General features: G+C 71.8%; 15 protein-coding genes. 12 read left to right on the top strand and 3 right to left on the bottom strand.

What is annotated here, in order from left to right; translation table 11 throughout:
• Positions 1–40 precede the first annotated feature (40 nt).
• Positions 41–1,429 (bottom strand): dihydrolipoyl dehydrogenase, encoded by a 1,389-nt coding sequence (gene lpdA, locus IEZ25_RS08940; RefSeq protein ID WP_318152127.1) that lies wholly within the window; start codon positions 1,427–1,429, stop codon positions 41–43.
• Between the two features lie 280 nt (positions 1,430–1,709).
• On the opposite strand from lpdA, the gene IEZ25_RS08935 reads away from it, so the two are divergent.
• Positions 1,710–1,943 carry a hypothetical protein gene (locus IEZ25_RS08935; RefSeq protein WP_318152126.1) on the top strand — a complete coding sequence of 78 codons (234 nt, stop codon included), beginning with the start codon at positions 1,710–1,712 and terminating at the stop codon, positions 1,941–1,943.
• 30 nt (positions 1,944–1,973) lie between these two features.
• On the opposite strand, the gene IEZ25_RS08930 is transcribed toward IEZ25_RS08935, so the two are convergent.
• Entirely contained in the window at positions 1,974–3,494 is a 1,521-nt protein-coding gene (locus IEZ25_RS08930; protein ID WP_191199043.1) for a leucyl aminopeptidase, read from the bottom strand.
• Positions 3,495–3,529: 35 nt separating this feature from the next.
• Between IEZ25_RS08930 and gcvT the strand changes: the two genes are divergently transcribed.
• From gcvT to IEZ25_RS08885, 9 genes are all read left to right on the top strand, one after another.
• Positions 3,530–4,645 (top strand): glycine cleavage system aminomethyltransferase GcvT, encoded by a 1,116-nt coding sequence (gcvT, locus tag IEZ25_RS08925; RefSeq protein WP_191199042.1) that lies wholly within the window; start codon positions 3,530–3,532, stop codon positions 4,643–4,645.
• 1 nt (position 4,646) lies between these two features.
• Positions 4,647–4,898, top strand: a complete 252-nt coding sequence (locus IEZ25_RS08920) for a hypothetical protein (protein WP_191199041.1) — start codon at positions 4,647–4,649, stop codon at positions 4,896–4,898.
• A gap of 58 nt (positions 4,899–4,956) precedes the next feature.
• A complete protein-coding gene (locus IEZ25_RS08915; RefSeq protein WP_191199040.1) occupies positions 4,957–5,811 on the top strand; it encodes a hypothetical protein in 855 nt (284 codons plus the stop codon).
• Between the two features lie 178 nt (positions 5,812–5,989).
• A complete protein-coding gene (locus tag IEZ25_RS08910; protein ID WP_191199039.1) occupies positions 5,990–6,784 on the top strand; it encodes a thymidylate synthase in 795 nt (264 codons plus the stop codon).
• Positions 6,784–7,290: a dihydrofolate reductase gene (locus tag IEZ25_RS08905; RefSeq protein ID WP_191199038.1), complete on the top strand. Its 507-nt coding sequence runs from the start codon at positions 6,784–6,786 to the stop codon at positions 7,288–7,290. The genes IEZ25_RS08910 and IEZ25_RS08905 overlap by 1 nt, the downstream gene beginning before the upstream one ends.
• Positions 7,287–7,637: a GntR family transcriptional regulator gene (locus IEZ25_RS08900; RefSeq protein WP_191199037.1), complete on the top strand. Its 351-nt coding sequence runs from the start codon at positions 7,287–7,289 to the stop codon at positions 7,635–7,637. Before IEZ25_RS08905 ends, IEZ25_RS08900 begins: the two co-directional genes overlap by 4 nt.
• 124 nt (positions 7,638–7,761) lie before the next feature.
• The gene (locus IEZ25_RS08895) at positions 7,762–8,550 is read left to right on the top strand and encodes a phosphotransferase (RefSeq protein ID WP_191199036.1); all 789 of its coding nucleotides are present in this window, start codon (positions 7,762–7,764) and stop codon (positions 8,548–8,550) included.
• 26 nt (positions 8,551–8,576) lie between these two features.
• Positions 8,577–8,999 (top strand): NUDIX hydrolase, encoded by a 423-nt coding sequence (locus IEZ25_RS08890; protein WP_191199035.1) that lies wholly within the window; start codon positions 8,577–8,579, stop codon positions 8,997–8,999.
• A gap of 124 nt (positions 9,000–9,123) precedes the next feature.
• Positions 9,124–10,944 (top strand): M12 family metallo-peptidase, encoded by a 1,821-nt coding sequence (locus IEZ25_RS08885; RefSeq protein WP_191199034.1) that lies wholly within the window; start codon positions 9,124–9,126, stop codon positions 10,942–10,944.
• Between the two features lie 21 nt (positions 10,945–10,965).
• Here the strand turns inward: IEZ25_RS08885 and IEZ25_RS08880 are convergent, their stop codons facing one another.
• A complete protein-coding gene (locus IEZ25_RS08880) occupies positions 10,966–11,298 on the bottom strand; it encodes a TfoX/Sxy family protein (RefSeq protein ID WP_191199033.1) in 333 nt (110 codons plus the stop codon).
• A gap of 37 nt (positions 11,299–11,335) precedes the next feature.
• On the opposite strand from IEZ25_RS08880, the gene dapA reads away from it, so the two are divergent.
• Both dapA and IEZ25_RS08870 read left to right on the top strand, forming a co-directional pair.
• The gene (gene dapA / locus IEZ25_RS08875) at positions 11,336–12,256 is read left to right on the top strand and encodes a 4-hydroxy-tetrahydrodipicolinate synthase (RefSeq protein ID WP_224748680.1); all 921 of its coding nucleotides are present in this window, start codon (positions 11,336–11,338) and stop codon (positions 12,254–12,256) included.
• Between the two features lie 53 nt (positions 12,257–12,309).
• Entirely contained in the window at positions 12,310–13,995 is a 1,686-nt protein-coding gene (locus IEZ25_RS08870) for a ribonuclease J (RefSeq protein WP_191199032.1), read from the top strand.
• Positions 13,996–14,004: the final 9 nt, after the last annotated feature.

The raw sequence follows: 14,004 nt of genomic DNA, 5'->3' as shown, positions 1-14,004 counted from the left end.
CCTTCGCTCGCGTGTGTGGTGGGGGCCGGGATTGATGTGGTCAGGAATGTGCGTGGAGCGGCTTCCCGGCGAGGGCCAGGTGGGCCTCGCCGAGCGCTTCGTTCTGGGTGGGGTGGGCGTGCACGAGCGGCGCGACGTCGTCGGCGTGTGCCTCCCAGTTGTAGATCAGCTGGGCCTCACCGATGAGCTCGCCCACGCGATCGCCCACCATGTGGACGCCGAGGACGGGGCCGTCGGTGAGACCGACGAGCTTGACGAACCCCTGGGTCTGGAGGATCTGGCTCTTGCCGTTGCCGCCCAGGTCGTAGGTGATCGTGGTGACCGCGTCGCCGTGGAGCTCGCGGGCGGTCGCCTCGTCGAGGCCGACGGAGGCGATCTCGGGGTGGGAGTACGTCACCCGCGGGATGCCTGCGTCGTCGACCGGGCGCGGATCGAAGCCGGCGATCTCCTCGGCCACGAAGATGCCCTGCTGGAAGCCGCGGTGGGCGAGCTGCAGGCCGGGGACGATGTCGCCGACGGCGTAGACGCCCTCGACGTTGGTGCGGCACCGCTCGTCGGTGAGGACGAAGCCGCGCTCCATCGCGATGCCCTGCTCCTCGTAGCCCAGGCCGGCGGTGGACGGGCCGCGGCCGACCGCGACGAGGAGCACCTCGGCCTCGATCACGCTCTCCCCGTCCTTCGCCCCCTCGACCGTCACGGCGACGCCGGTGTCGGTGACCTTGACGCTCTTGTAGGACGTCGCGGTGCGGAAGTCGATCCTGCGCTTGCGGAAGGCGCGTTCGAGGGCCTTGGACGAGGCCTCGTCCTCGGCGGCCACGAGCCGCGGGAGCGCCTCCACGATCGTGACGTCGGAGCCGAAGGACTTCCACACGCTCGCGAACTCGCAGCCGATGACCCCGCCGCCCAGCACGATGGCCGAGGCCGGGACGCGGTCGAGCCGCAGCGCCTGCTCGGAGGTGATGATGCGCTCGCCGTCGATGTCGAGGCCGGGAAGGCTCCTGCTGTAGGAGCCCGACGCCAGGACGACCGCCTTGCCGGTGTGGGCCATGCCGTCCACGGTCACCTCGCGCGGGCCGGTCAGCGTGCCGGTGCCCTCGATGACGGTGATGCCGCGCGACCTGATGAGGCCGGTGAGGCCCTTGAACAGCCGGTCGACGACCTTGTCCTTGTAGGCGTTGACCCCGGCCATGTCGATGCCGTCGAACGTCGCGCTCACGCCGAACTGGCCGGCCTCGCGGGCCGAGTCGGCCACCTCTGCGGCGTGGAGCAGGGCCTTGGTCGGGATGCACCCCACGTGGAGGCAGGTGCCGCCGAGGTTGCCCTTCTCGACCAGTCCGACGCTCAGTCCGAGCTGTGCTGCTCGCAGGGCGCAGGCGTAGCCGCCCGAACCAGCCCCGAGGACGAGTACGTCGTACTCACCGTCCGCCACAGAATCCCTCCAGGTCCTCATCCTGCGATCCACCTAGCCACGTCGCGCCATGCAGCGCGTGGGCGCGACCATCTTTGCACTCTTCGCGAGCCTGTCCACACCGGGTCGGGCCGAAGTGCGGCGCGGTGAGGACGCACCCGGCACAATGTCCGCCATGGGTTTGTTCGATCGATTCCGGCGCAGTGGGCGCACCAGTCGTCCATCACGGAACGCTGAGCGCACCGGCTCCACCACGGTGCGTGCCTCCGACGGTGAGGACGTGCGTCACCTGGAGAGGTTCGTGACGACCAAGCAGGGCGTGGAGGGCTTCGTCGAGCCACGCACCGCGGTCAACGACGTGACCCTCCTGCTGGTCGCCCACGACGGCGAGTGGACGCGCCGCCGGGTGCCCAGCGTGAAGTGGGCGCACGACTTCGCCAACCGCCACCAGGTGCCGTCGTACGACGCCGCGGTGGTCGGGGTGCCGCAGCGGATGCGCGACTACAACCGCCGCAAGAAGGCCGGCGGGATCTAGCGTCCCGACACGCTCGCTGGAGCTCGCTGCTCAGCCACCGGTGGTGGCGAGCGAGCGCGCGAGCTCGACGAGCGTGGTGACGCCGAAGCCGGTCGCACCCGACGGGACGTGCCCGTAGGGACCGCCGGTGTTCATCTCCTTGCCGGCGATGTCGAGGTGCGCCCAGGGGAGGCCGCCGGTGAACTCGCGCAGGAAGGCCGAGGCGTAGAGCCCGCCGCCCCACCGCACCCAGTCGTGCTGGAGCAGGTCGGCGACCTTGGAGCTGGTGATCCGCTCCGACATCTCCTCGGGGATCGGCATCGGCCAGTGCTGCTCGCCGGCGGACGCGCCCGCGGCCAGCACGGCGTCGACCTGGTCGTCGGTGCCCATCACGGCGCCGACCTTGTCGCCGAGGGCGAGCTGCATGTGGCCGGTGAGGGTGGCGATGTCGACGACGAGGTCGGGCTCCTCCTCGATGGCGAGCGACAGCGCGTCGCCGAGCAGCATCCGGCCCTCGGCGTCGGTGTTGGCGATCTCGACGGTCCGCCCGCTGTGCATGGTGATCACGTCGCCGGGACGGGTGGAGGTCGCCGAGACCATGTTCTCCGCCATCGGCGCCCATGCGGTGACCCGGAGGGGCAGGCCGAGGCGCGCGATCGCGAGGGTGGCGGCGACGACGCTGGCCGCACCGGCCATGTCGCCCTTCATGTTGAGCATGCTGGAGGAGGGCTTGATCGTGAGGCCGCCGGAGTCGAAGGTGACGCCCTTGCCCACGAGCGCGAGGTGCGCGACCGCGCCCTTCGGGGCCCAGGAGAGCTTCACCAGCCGCGACGGCGCGACCGAGGAGTTGCCCACGCTGAGGATGCCGCCGCAGCCCATCTCCTCGAGCTGCTCGTGGTCGAAGACCTCGAGCTTCACCTTCGGAGCGCCGCGGCCCTTGGTGACCTCCTTGTGCGCGGCCGTGACGAGCTCTGCCAGCAGCGGGGGAGTGCAGTCCTTGGGCGGGGTGTTGACCCAGTCGCGGGTGAGCGCGACGGCGTCGGCGAGGACCTCGGCCCGCTCGAGGGCGGCGCCGGCCTCGGCACGGCGGGCGATCGGGCTGAGCACGATCACGTCGTTGGGCTCGCTGGTCTCGGACTTCGCGGACTTGTACGCGGTGAAGGTGTAGCCCCCCAGGCGGTGCCCCTCGACGACGGCGGCGACCAGCTCGGGGGTGTCGCTCGGCAGGGCGAGGGCGACCGACGCGGCGTTGGGCACGCTGCGCGCCGCGACCCCGGCTGCGCGTCGTACGGCGATGAGGTCGGCCGGGTCGTCGCCGAGCCCGACGAACACGAGCAGCGGTGCGTTCACCTCGTCGCCGGTGGGCGCCTTCACGGCCTCCCCGGCCTTGCCCGTCACACCCATGGTGGAGAGGAAGGGGCGCAGCCGTCGTCCGTAGGCCGCGCTGACCTCCTCGGCCGCGTCGCACAGCCGTGGACCCTTGGGGCCGGAGAGCACCCCCACGACGACGGCGTCGGCTCGGGTCTTGGCGGGGCTGGCACTGCGCAGGGAGTACGACGTCACCCGGGGCATGTTAGGTGACGGGCGGGGGAGGTAGGTTTCGCGGCATGGCCGGATCGCTGAAGCAGTCCCCTCTCCACGACCGCCACGAGGCTCTGGGGGCGAAGCTCGCCGAGTTCGGCGGGTGGTCCATGCCGCTGGAGTACCCGACGGGCGTCGTGAAGGAGCACACCGCGGTGCGCGAGTCCGTGGGTGTGTTCGACGTGAGCCACCTCGGCAAGGCGATGGTCTCCGGCCCCGGCGCTGCCGACTTCGTCAACGCGACGCTCTCCAACGACCTCGCCAAGATCGTCCCCGGCAAGGCGCAGTACACCCTCTGCCTCGACGAGTCCGGCGGCATCGTCGACGACCTGATCGCCTACTGGCACGACGACGAGCACGTGCTGCTGGTGCCCAACGCCGCCAACACCGCCGAGGTCGTACGCCGCCTCCGTGCCGTGGCGCCCGAGGGGATCAAGATCCTCGACCGCCACGACGACTACGCCGTGCTGGCCGTCCAGGGCACGCGGTCCGACGAGGTCCTGGAGAAGGTCGGCCTGCCGGCCGGGCACGACTACATGTCGTTCGTCGAAGCGCCCTTCGGGCAGGACGACGACGAGGTCGGTGTCGTGGTCTGCCGCACCGGCTACACCGGTGAGCGCGGCTACGAGCTCATCGTCGCCAACTCCGCGGCCGGCGCCCTGTGGGACGCGCTCCTGGCGGCCGGCGAGGAGTTCGACCTGGCGCCGTGCGGCCTCGGGGCCCGCGACACGCTGCGCACCGAGATGGGCTACCCGCTCCACGGCCAGGACATCGGGCTCGACACCAACCCGGTCGAGGCCGGCCTCTCCTGGGCGGTCGGCTGGAAGAAGGACGCCTTCCTCGGCCGCGACGCGGTGCTGAAGGTCCGGGAGGACGGGCCGACCCGCCGCCTCCGCGGGCTGATCGCGGTGGGCCGCGGCATCCCGCGCCCGGGCATGGGCGTGACCCTCACCCACGACGTGCCCCTGGCCGACATCACCTCGGGCACCTTCTCCCCGACGTTGCGCAAGGGGATCGGGCTCGCGCTCATCCCGGTCATGGTCGCCGAGGACGCCGAGGTCGGGGTCGACGTGCGCGGCCGTCGCGAGATCTTCCAGCTGGTGAAGCCGCCCTTCGTCGATCCCTCGGTGAAGGAGGCCTGACGTGCTTCCCGGACAGCCCCCGACCTTCCGGCAGCCCTCCGCGTCCGAGCGCCCCTGGTGGTGGCGCCTCGAGGATGCGTCCGGCGCCGAGCTCGACCTCGCGGACTACGCCGCCGAGCGCTTCAGCAACCAGGGTGACGCCGAGTCGTGGGTCGGCGAGGTCTGGCCCGACCTCGCCGAGCACGGGGTCGCGGCGGTCACCCTGTTCGAGCACGAGCGGCAGGTCTACGGGCCGATGTCGTTGAGCGCCTAGCCGCACCTCGCCATCCGGCGCCGCGTCCGGCTCCGAACGCCCGGCAGGAGGTGGGCACGTGCCTGATGGGGACTTCGAGCGCTACCTCGACGCCCGCTGGCCGGACCTGGTCGGCGCGCTCGAGGCCGACGGCGTCGCGCCCGACGAGGCGCGGCTCGCCGTGGCCGAGGTGCTGCTCGCCCGTCGCCGCTCGTGGGACCGGCGCACCCGCGAGGAGCAGGTCGACGTCACCGTCTGGGCCGAGGTGCGCGAGCAGGCCGGGCTGCCGGTGCGTCCGGGCGAGCCGGTGCCCCACGGCGTACGCCGCCACGACCCCGCCGACGCTCCCGATGAGTGGCTCCTCGAGGCGCGGGCGCTGCGCGGGGCGAGGAGGCGCCGCGGCGTGCGGCAGGGTGCGGTGGGTCTCGTCGTGCTCGTCGTGCTCGCCGCGGGGTGGCAGTGGTGGGCCTCCCGGCCGCCGCCCGTCGAGGTGCGCGAGGAGGTCAACACCCTGCCGGTCGTCTGGTACTCCCAGGGCGAGCTCCATCTCGAGCAGGTGGTCGTCACGCTGCCGGACATCGAGGAGTTCGTGGCGTCCGGCCCAGCGGTCGTCGCACGTCTCCGCTCCGGCCGGGTCGTGCGGATCGACCAGGACGGCACGGTGGAGTCGAGCGACGTGACCGCTGCACTGGACGACCCTCCGCAGGCGCCGAGATTCATCGCCTTCACCCAGTACGACGTCGTGGTCCAGGCCGCCCCGGTCAGCGGCGGTGGGTGGGCCTACCTGCTCGACTCCTCGCGGCGCGACGGCCAGCGCGACGCCGTACGCCAGTCGGAGACCGGGCGCCGTGCGCTGGTGGTGTGCACGTCCGAGCTGATGTGCAGCGACCCGCGCACGATCGTCGAGTCCGACGGAGCCGTGCGGCTGCGGTGAGCCGGACCCGGACGCGGCGGCGCAGGCGTCGCGGACGGCGGGCGCCGAGGTGACGCGGTCCGGCCCGCGGACGGCGTACGACCGGCTCGGTGAGCCGTGGCGCGACGGTGAGGAGCTCGCGTTCGACGTCGAGTGCGTCTTCGTCGAAGCCCGCGTGCCGAGGTCGTAGAGTCGCCTCGTGCGCGCCTACCTCGACCTGCTCCAGCGGATCCTCGACGAGGGTGTGGAGAAGACCGACCGCACCGGCACCGGGACGCTGAGCGTCTTCGGGCACCAGATGCGCTTCGACCTCGCCGAGGGGTTCCCGCTCGTGACGACCAAGAAGGTCCATACGCGGTCGGTCTTCGGCGAGCTGCTGTGGTTCCTGCGCGGCGACACCAACGTGAAGTGGCTGCAGGACCGCGGCATCACCATCTGGGACGAGTGGGCCGACGACGACGGTGACCTCGGCCCGGTCTACGGCTACCAGTGGCGCTCGTGGCCGACTCCCGACGGCCGGCACGTCGACCAGATCGCCCGGCTCGTCGAGGGCATCCGCACCAACCCCGACTCGCGACGCCACATCGTCTCGGCGTGGAACGTCGCCGACGTCGACGACATGGCGCTGCCGCCGTGCCACACGCTCTTCCAGTTCTACGTCGCCGACGGCCGGCTGTCCTGCCAGCTCTACCAGCGCTCGGCCGACACGTTCCTCGGCGTGCCCTTCAACATCGCGTCCTACGCGCTGCTGACCCACATGGTCGCCCAGGTCACCGGTCTCGAGGTCGGTGAGTTCGTCCACACGATGGGCGACGCCCACCTCTACCTCAACCACGTCGAGCAGGCGCGACTGCAGCTCTCCCGCGAGCCGCGCCCGCTGCCGACGTTGGTGCTCGACCCCGCCATCACGGAGATCGACGGCTTCGACCTCGAGGACGTCGCCGTCGAGGGCTACGACCCGCACCCCGGCATCAAGGCGCCGATCGCGGTCTGATGACAGGTCCTCGCCCCGACCAGCGGGTCGTCCTCGTCGCCGCCCACGCCCGCAACCGGGTGATCGGCGACGCGGGGCGGATCCCGTGGCACCTGCCGCACGACTTCGCGCACTTCAAGCGCGAGACCCTCGGTCACACGCTGGTCATGGGCCGGCGCACGTGGGACTCCATCGGCCGCCCGCTGCCCGGCCGCGCCACGATCGTGGTGACCCGCGACGAGGCGTTCGACCCGGGGTTCGACGGCGTCCAGGTCGCGCACTCGCTCGAGGACGCCTTCGCGCGAGCGGCGCTGCTGCCCGGTGACGTGATGGTCGCGGGCGGCGGAGAGATCTACGAGCTCGCCCTGCCACACGCGACCCACCAGGTGCTGACCGAGGTCGACATGGCGCCCAACGGCGACGCCTTCTACCCCGACTACCCCGCCGACGAGTGGGCCGAGGTGCGCCGCGAGGTGGGCGAGGGCTGCCAGTGGGTGTGGCTGGAGCGCATGGACGCCGCAGCGTGAACCTCTCGATCGACCCGGCCTCCGGCGTGCCGCCCTTCGAGCAGGTCCGCGAGGGCGTGCGGACGCAGGTCGAGTCCGGGGAGCTCGAGCCTGGTTTTCGCCTGCCGCCGGTGCGCGCCCTGGCCGACGAGCTCGGCCTGGCCGCCAACACCGTCGCCCGCGCCTACAAGGAGCTCGAGGCGCTGGGCGTGGTGGAGACCCGTGGGCGTGCCGGCACCTTCGTCGCCGGCAGGGGGGTGGAGTCGTCCGCGCGCGCGGCTGCGTCGGCGTACGTCGCCTCGGCGCGCCGGCTCGGGCTGTCCGACGACGCGGCGCTCGACGCCGTACGCCGCGCGCTCAGCCACTAGCAACGGGTTGGTGGAGTCCCTGAGTCACCAGATGACTCAGGGACTCCACGATCTCGGAGGGACGGACGCGGCAAGACGGAAAGTCCGTTGCCCCAGGTGTCCTGCATCCCGCAGGGTCGGGGTCATGGCCGATGACGAGCACCCCTTCGCCGCCGTGGATCGTGCCGCCGAGGCCAACGAGCTGCACCGACCCGTCGCCATCGCCGACGGGGTGGTCACCCGGCCGGCAGGTCGCGGGACGGCGACCGTGCACAGCTTCCTGCGTCATCTCCGCGGCAAGGGCCTCGACTGCGTGCCGGTGCCGCTGGGCGTCGAGGGCGACCTCGAACGTCTCGGGTTCATGACCGGCGCCGACGGAGGTGAGGGGTGGTACCACCAGCACACCGACCAGGGCCTGACGTCCGCCGCGCGGCTGCTGCGCCGCATCCACGACGCCGGTGAGGACTGGACGCCGCCGGACGACGCGGTCTGGGGCGCCCCGGCGGTCCCGGGTGACGGCGCGGTCTTCTGCCACGGCGACCCCGGTCCGTGGAACTTCATCTGGCACGACAACGAGGCGGTCGGCCTGATCGACTGGGACTACCTGCACCCGGCACCGCGGCTCGACGACGTGGCGTACGCCCTCCACTGGTTCGCGCCGCTGCGCTCCGACCTGCACGCGCGGGAGTGGCACCACTTCCCGGAGGTCCCGGACCGGGCGGCTCGGGTGCGGACCTTCGTCGCGGCCTACGGCGACCTGCCCGAGTTCGACGTCGTCGACGCCGTGACGGACCGGATCCGGGCCGTCGTTAGCCTGCAGGAGGAGATGGCGGCGCAGGGGATCGAGCCCCAGGCGACGTGGGTCGCCGAGGGCTCGCTCGAGCGCGACCACGAGGAGATCGCCTGGATCGAGGCGCACCGCGGCCTGCTCTGACTGATCGCCGTGGCAGGCTCTGATCCATGGAACCTGCAGGCGACCGGCACATCGTCGTCGCCGCGATCGCGCTGGTGCGCGACGGATGCGTGCTGACCGTGCGCAAGCGCGGGACCGAGCGGTTCATGCTCGTGGGCGGCAAGCTCGAGCCGGGGGAGTCGGCGCGCGCGGCGGCGCTGCGCGAGACCTACGAAGAGGTCGGGCTCCGCATCGAGGAGGCGACCCTGCTCGGCGAGTTCCTCTCCGAGGCCGCCAACGAACCCGGCCACACGCTGCACTCGACGGTGTTCCGGGTCGAGTCGGACGGTGAGCCGGTCGCGTCGGCGGAGATCGCCGAGGTGCGGTGGACGCCGCTGCGCGACCACCCCGACGACTTGGCGCCGATGCTCGAGCACCACGTCCTGCCGGTGCTGCTGGCCGTCCGCGGAACGGCGCAGCCCGAGGTGTGATCTCGGGCACGTTACCCAAGCGGCGCACGGGCGTCGATCGCATGTAGACAAATCGTGAACTACTTCGCGGTTGCATGGTCGAGGCCCCAGAACCGGGGTCCTCCGACTCCCGCTAGGAAGCCCCGTGACCACTCGGTCGTCCCGCCCCGCCCTCGTCGTACGCGCCCTCGTGGCCTCGGTCCTGGGCCTCTCTGCGGCCGTCGCCGCGGCGGCCGTGCCGGCCCAGGCCAGCGCGGTCCCGCTGGCTGACGGGCTCTGCGCGGTGACCTCGCTGTCCCAGCCGGTGCGTCTCGCGGATGCGCTGACCCGCGGCCTCAGCGCCGTACTGGTCCGCACGACCAACGACCTCTCGGTCGACCAGCTGCTGCACATGTCCGGGGACGAGACGTCGTGGATCGACCCGTGCGGGCGGATCTTCGTGCGGGAGGAGCCGGTCCCGGCGGCCCAGCGTGCGGCCGCGAGCGCGGTCGCCGACGCCCAGGTGCCGGGCGACGTGTTCGACCTGTCCTCCCGCCCGCAGTCCAACCGCACCATCTACCTCGACTTCGACGGTGCGACCTACTCCGGCACCAGGTGGAAGAACGGCGCCCGGATCGACTCACCGGCCTTCTCCATCGACGCCGACCCCGCGACGTTCAACGACCAGGAGCGGGCCCAGATCTACCTGGCGTGGCGCACGGTGGCGGAGGACTACGCCCCGTTCGACGTCAACGTCACCACGCGCGCGCCCGACGCGTCGGCGCTGAGCCGCACCAGCATCGCCGACCAGACCTATGGCATGCCGGTCGTCATCACCCCCACCAACTCGGTCGGCTCGGACTGCGGTTGCGGCGGCCTGGCGTACGTCGGCATGTTCGGCGCGGTCAACGGCACCGCCTACCAGCCGGCGTGGGTCTTCACCCAGGGCACCGGCACCGCGGGCTACGACATCGGCCAGGCCATCAGCCACGAGGTCGGCCACACCTTCGGCCTGAGCCACGACGGCACGAGCCAGTCCGCCTACTACACCGGCGCCAAGGGCTGGGCGCCGATCATGGGCGCCTCCTACGGCAGGCGCGCCTCGCAGTGGTCGAAGGGCGAGTACGCCGACGCCGACAACACCGAGGACGACGTGGCCATCATCGCGAGGACCGCCCCCCTGCTCACGGACGACCACGGCGACCAGGCGGTCGGCGCCACCGCGATCCAGGTCGGCTCCAGGACGGCCGGCACCATCGGCTCCCGCGACGACGTCGACGCGTTCGGCTTCACCGCGAGCGGGCCCACGACGCTGTCCGTGGTCGGGCCGGTGGGCGTCTCCGACGCCGACCTCCAGCTCACCGTCCGCGACTCGGTGGGTCGCGTCGTCGCCACGGCCAACCCGGTGGCCGACGTCGCGACCGACGGCTCCCTGTCGGCGACCTGGAGCGCGGACCTGGGTGCGACGCCGACGGCGTACACCGCGTTCGTCGAGGGTGTCGGCTACGGCGACCCGGTCGAGGCCGGGCGCTACAGCGACTACGGCTCACTCGGCGGCTACACGGTGATCCTCCAGTCCGGTCTGGTCGCGACCACCCCGGACCCGACCACCCCGGACCCGACCCCGACCACCCCTCCGGCCACCACGACACCGACCACCACCGCCACGGCGCCCAACGGCACGCCGCCTGCGTCCCACACCTCATCGACGTCGGCGCCGAAGGCCGGGCCCGGGCTCACCTTCCTCACCACCCGGCTGCCGCGGGCGAAGGTCGGCAAGAAGTACCGCGCCGAGATCCGCTTCGACGGACCCGTCACCGACGTCTACGTCGACCGGCGGTTGCCGAGGGGCCTGCGGTGGCGCATGAGCGCGGGACGGATCCTCATCACCGGCAAGGTGCGTGCGCGCACGGCCGGGACGTTCTCCGCGGAGCTCACCGGCGACGACGGCTCGGTGCGCATGCAGTACCGACTGGTGGCCCGCTAGCGGTGATGCCTGCCGGGGCGCTCACCTCGGCGGCAGTGCGCGCACGAAGGCGACGCCCCGGCCCACCCACAGCTCGAGCTGCTCGTCGCTCGTCAGGGCATCGGACGAGACCAGCAGCCAGCCGGCCATCTCGCGCCCGCGCATCTTCATCGGGGTGACCCCCTCACCGTCGACCCAGGCCGGGGCGTCGGCGGGGTCGATGCGCACCATGAGAGCCCCGCCGCTGCCGGCGGCCACCGCCATGTGGCCGTCGAGCATGTAGCCGAGCCCGCCGAACATCTTCCTCGAGGTGAGCCCTGGCTCTCCCTCGAGCACGTCGCTGATCCGCTGCGCCAGCGCCTCGTCGTAGGCCATGGCCCAGAGTAGGCCCCGGGACCGATAACCTTCGACCATGAGCGAGCGGAGCCAAGCGACCACGTGGATGAGCGACCGTGCCCCGTTCGGCCGGCTCCTCACGGCGATGGCCACCGCGTTCCACGCTGACGGCAGCGTCGACCTCGAGGGCACCGCGAGGATCGCGGCACACCTCGTCGACCACGGCAACGACGGCGTCGTCGTCAGCGGCACGACCGGTGAGAGCCCGACCACCTCGGTCGCCGAGGACGGCGACATCCTCCGTGCCGTGCAGGACGCGGTGGGGGACCGGGCCACGGTGATCGCCGGCGTGGGCACCAACGCGACCGCCCACTCCGTCGAGCTCGCCCGCCAGGCCGAGAAGATCGGCGTCGACGGCATCCTCCTGGTGACCCCCTACTACAACAAGCCCGGCCAGGCCGGCGTACGCCACCACTTCACGTCCGTCGTCGAGGCGACCGGCCTCCCGGTGATGCTCTACGACGTCCCGGGCCGCACCGCCACGCTCATCGAGCTCGACACCTACGAGGCGATGCGCGGCTACGACCACGTGCTGTCGGTCAAGGACGCGACCGGGCTGCTCCCGCGAGCCGCCGAGCTGGTCGACCTGGGCTACTCCGTCTACTCCGGCGACGACGTCGCCACGCTCGGCTACCTCGCCTACGGCGGCGCCGGCCTCGTCTCGGTGTGCGCCCACGCCGCCGGTGACCGGCTCGCGGCGATGCTCGACGCCTGGGGCAGCGGAGACCACGCCGAGGCGCTGCGCATCCACACCTCGCTGCTCCCGGCGTTCGACGCCATCATGGGTGTGCCCAACTACGGGGCCACCACCGCCAAGGCAGCGCTCGAGCTGCTCGGCGTGCTCGACAACCGCCGCGTCCGCGGCCCGCTGGTCGCCCTGGACGACGACGAGGTCGCCGCGCTGCGCGCGGGCCTGGTCGCCGCCGACCTGCTCTGACCCCGGGTCGGGTCCACCTGCGATCCGTCCCACACGACAACTGAAGGATTCCCTTGAGCCACACCCACCCCGAGCTGAGCGCCCCCGCACCCCTCCCCGCCGGAGGCCTCCGGGTCATCCCGCTCGGCGGGCTGGGCGAGGTCGGTCGCAACATGACCGCCTTCGAGTACGACGGTCGACTGCTGCTCGTCGACTGCGGCGTGCTCTTCCCCGAGGACCACCACCCCGGAGTCGACCTGATCCTCCCGGACTTCGAGCCGATCCGCGACCGCCTCGACGCCGTCGAGGCGCTGGTGCTGACCCACGGTCACGAGGACCACATCGGCGCCACGCCGTACCTCCTGCGCGAGCGCGGCGACATCCCGCTCGTCGGCTCCAAGCTGACCCTCGCCCTGCTGGGCTCCAAGCTCCGCGAGCACCGCCTGAAGGAGACCGTCCACTACGAGGTCGCCGAGGGGCAGACGATCACGTTCGGCCCGTTCGTGCTCGAGTTCGTCGCGGTCAACCACTCCATCCCGGACGCGCTGGCGGTCGTGATCCGCACCGGCGCCGGCGTGGTGCTGCACACGGGCGACTTCAAGATGGACCAGCTCCCGCTCGACGGACGGATCACCGACCTCAACGAGTTCGCCCGCCTCGGCGACGAGGGCGTCGACCTCTTCCTCACCGACTCCACCAACGCCGAGGTGCCCGGCTTCACGACCTCGGAGAAGGACATCTCCCCGGTCCTCGACCGGGTCTTCGCCAAGAGCGACCAGCGGATCATCGTGGCCTGCTTCGCCTCCCACGTGCACCGCGTGCAACAGATCCTCGACGCCGCCGTCGCCCACGGCCGCAAGGTCGGCTACGTCGGTCGCTCGATGGTGCGCAACATGGCGATCGCGCAGGAGCTCGGCTACCTCACCGTGCCGCCCGGCGTGATGGTCGACGCCAAGGAGCTCGCCGACCTGCCGCCGCACAAGCAGGTGCTGGTCTCCACCGGTTCGCAGGGCGAGCCGATGTCGGCCCTGAGCCGCATCGCCCAACGCAGCCACAGCTTCGTGCACCTCGCGGAGGGTGACACGGTCGTCCTGGCCAGCTCGCTGATCCCGGGCAACGAGAACGCCGTCTACCGGGTCATCAACGGTCTCTCGCGCCTGGGCGCCAACGTGGTGCACAAGGGCAACGCCCTGGTCCACGTCTCCGGTCACGCGAGCGCCGGCGAGCTCCTCTACTGCTACAACATCGTCAAGCCGCGCAACGTGATGCCGGTCCACGGCGAGATCCGCCACATGCGCGCCAACGCCGACCTCGCCCGAGCGACCGGCGTGGAGAACGTCGTGCTGGCCGAGGACGGGGTCGTGGTCGACCTCGTCGACGGTGTCGCCAAGGTCGTCGGCAAGGTCGAGGTGGGCTACGTCTTCGTGGACGGCACCACGATCGGCGACATCACCGAGGCGTCCATGAAGGACCGGCGCATCCTCGGTGAGGAAGGCTTCCTGTCCGTGATCGTGGTCGTCGACTCGGTCACCGGCAAGGTCGTCTCCGGCCCGGAGATCCACGCGCGCGGCTTCGCCGAGGACGAGACGACCTTCGCCGAGATCCGCCAGCCGATCATCGACGCCATCAACGCCGCGGTCGCGGACGGGGCCAACGACTCCTACCAGCTGCAGCAGACCGTGCGCCGCGTGGTGGGTCGCTGGGTCAACCGGGCGCACCGTCGCAGGCCGATGATCATCCCTGTGGTGATCGAGGCCTGACGGGCCTAG

Origin of the sequence: Nocardioides hwasunensis (genome assembly GCF_014779665.1) — a bacterium.
GTDB lineage: Bacteria > Actinomycetota > Actinomycetes > Propionibacteriales > Nocardioidaceae > Nocardioides > Nocardioides hwasunensis.
Note: the sequence above shows the minus strand (reverse complement) of the source record. Positions and strands in the feature narration are given on the sequence as shown.

Bases quoted from the DNA above. Each gene is read 5' to 3' on its own strand.
- IEZ25_RS08930 (WP_191199043.1), bottom strand. From the start codon at position 3,494: ATGCCCCGGGTGACGTCGTACTCCCTGCGCAGTGCCAGCCCCGCCAAG.
- gcvT (WP_191199042.1), top strand. From the start codon at position 3,530: ATGGCCGGATCGCTGAAGCAGTCCCCTCTCCACGACCGCCACGAGGCT.
- IEZ25_RS08905 (WP_191199038.1), top strand. From the start codon at position 6,784: ATGACAGGTCCTCGCCCCGACCAGCGGGTCGTCCTCGTCGCCGCCCAC.
- IEZ25_RS08895 (WP_191199036.1), top strand. From the start codon at position 7,762: ATGGCCGATGACGAGCACCCCTTCGCCGCCGTGGATCGTGCCGCCGAG.
- IEZ25_RS08890 (WP_191199035.1), top strand. From the start codon at position 8,577: ATGGAACCTGCAGGCGACCGGCACATCGTCGTCGCCGCGATCGCGCTG.
- IEZ25_RS08880 (WP_191199033.1), bottom strand. From the start codon at position 11,298: ATGGCCTACGACGAGGCGCTGGCGCAGCGGATCAGCGACGTGCTCGAG.
- dapA (WP_224748680.1), top strand. From the start codon at position 11,336: ATGAGCGAGCGGAGCCAAGCGACCACGTGGATGAGCGACCGTGCCCCG.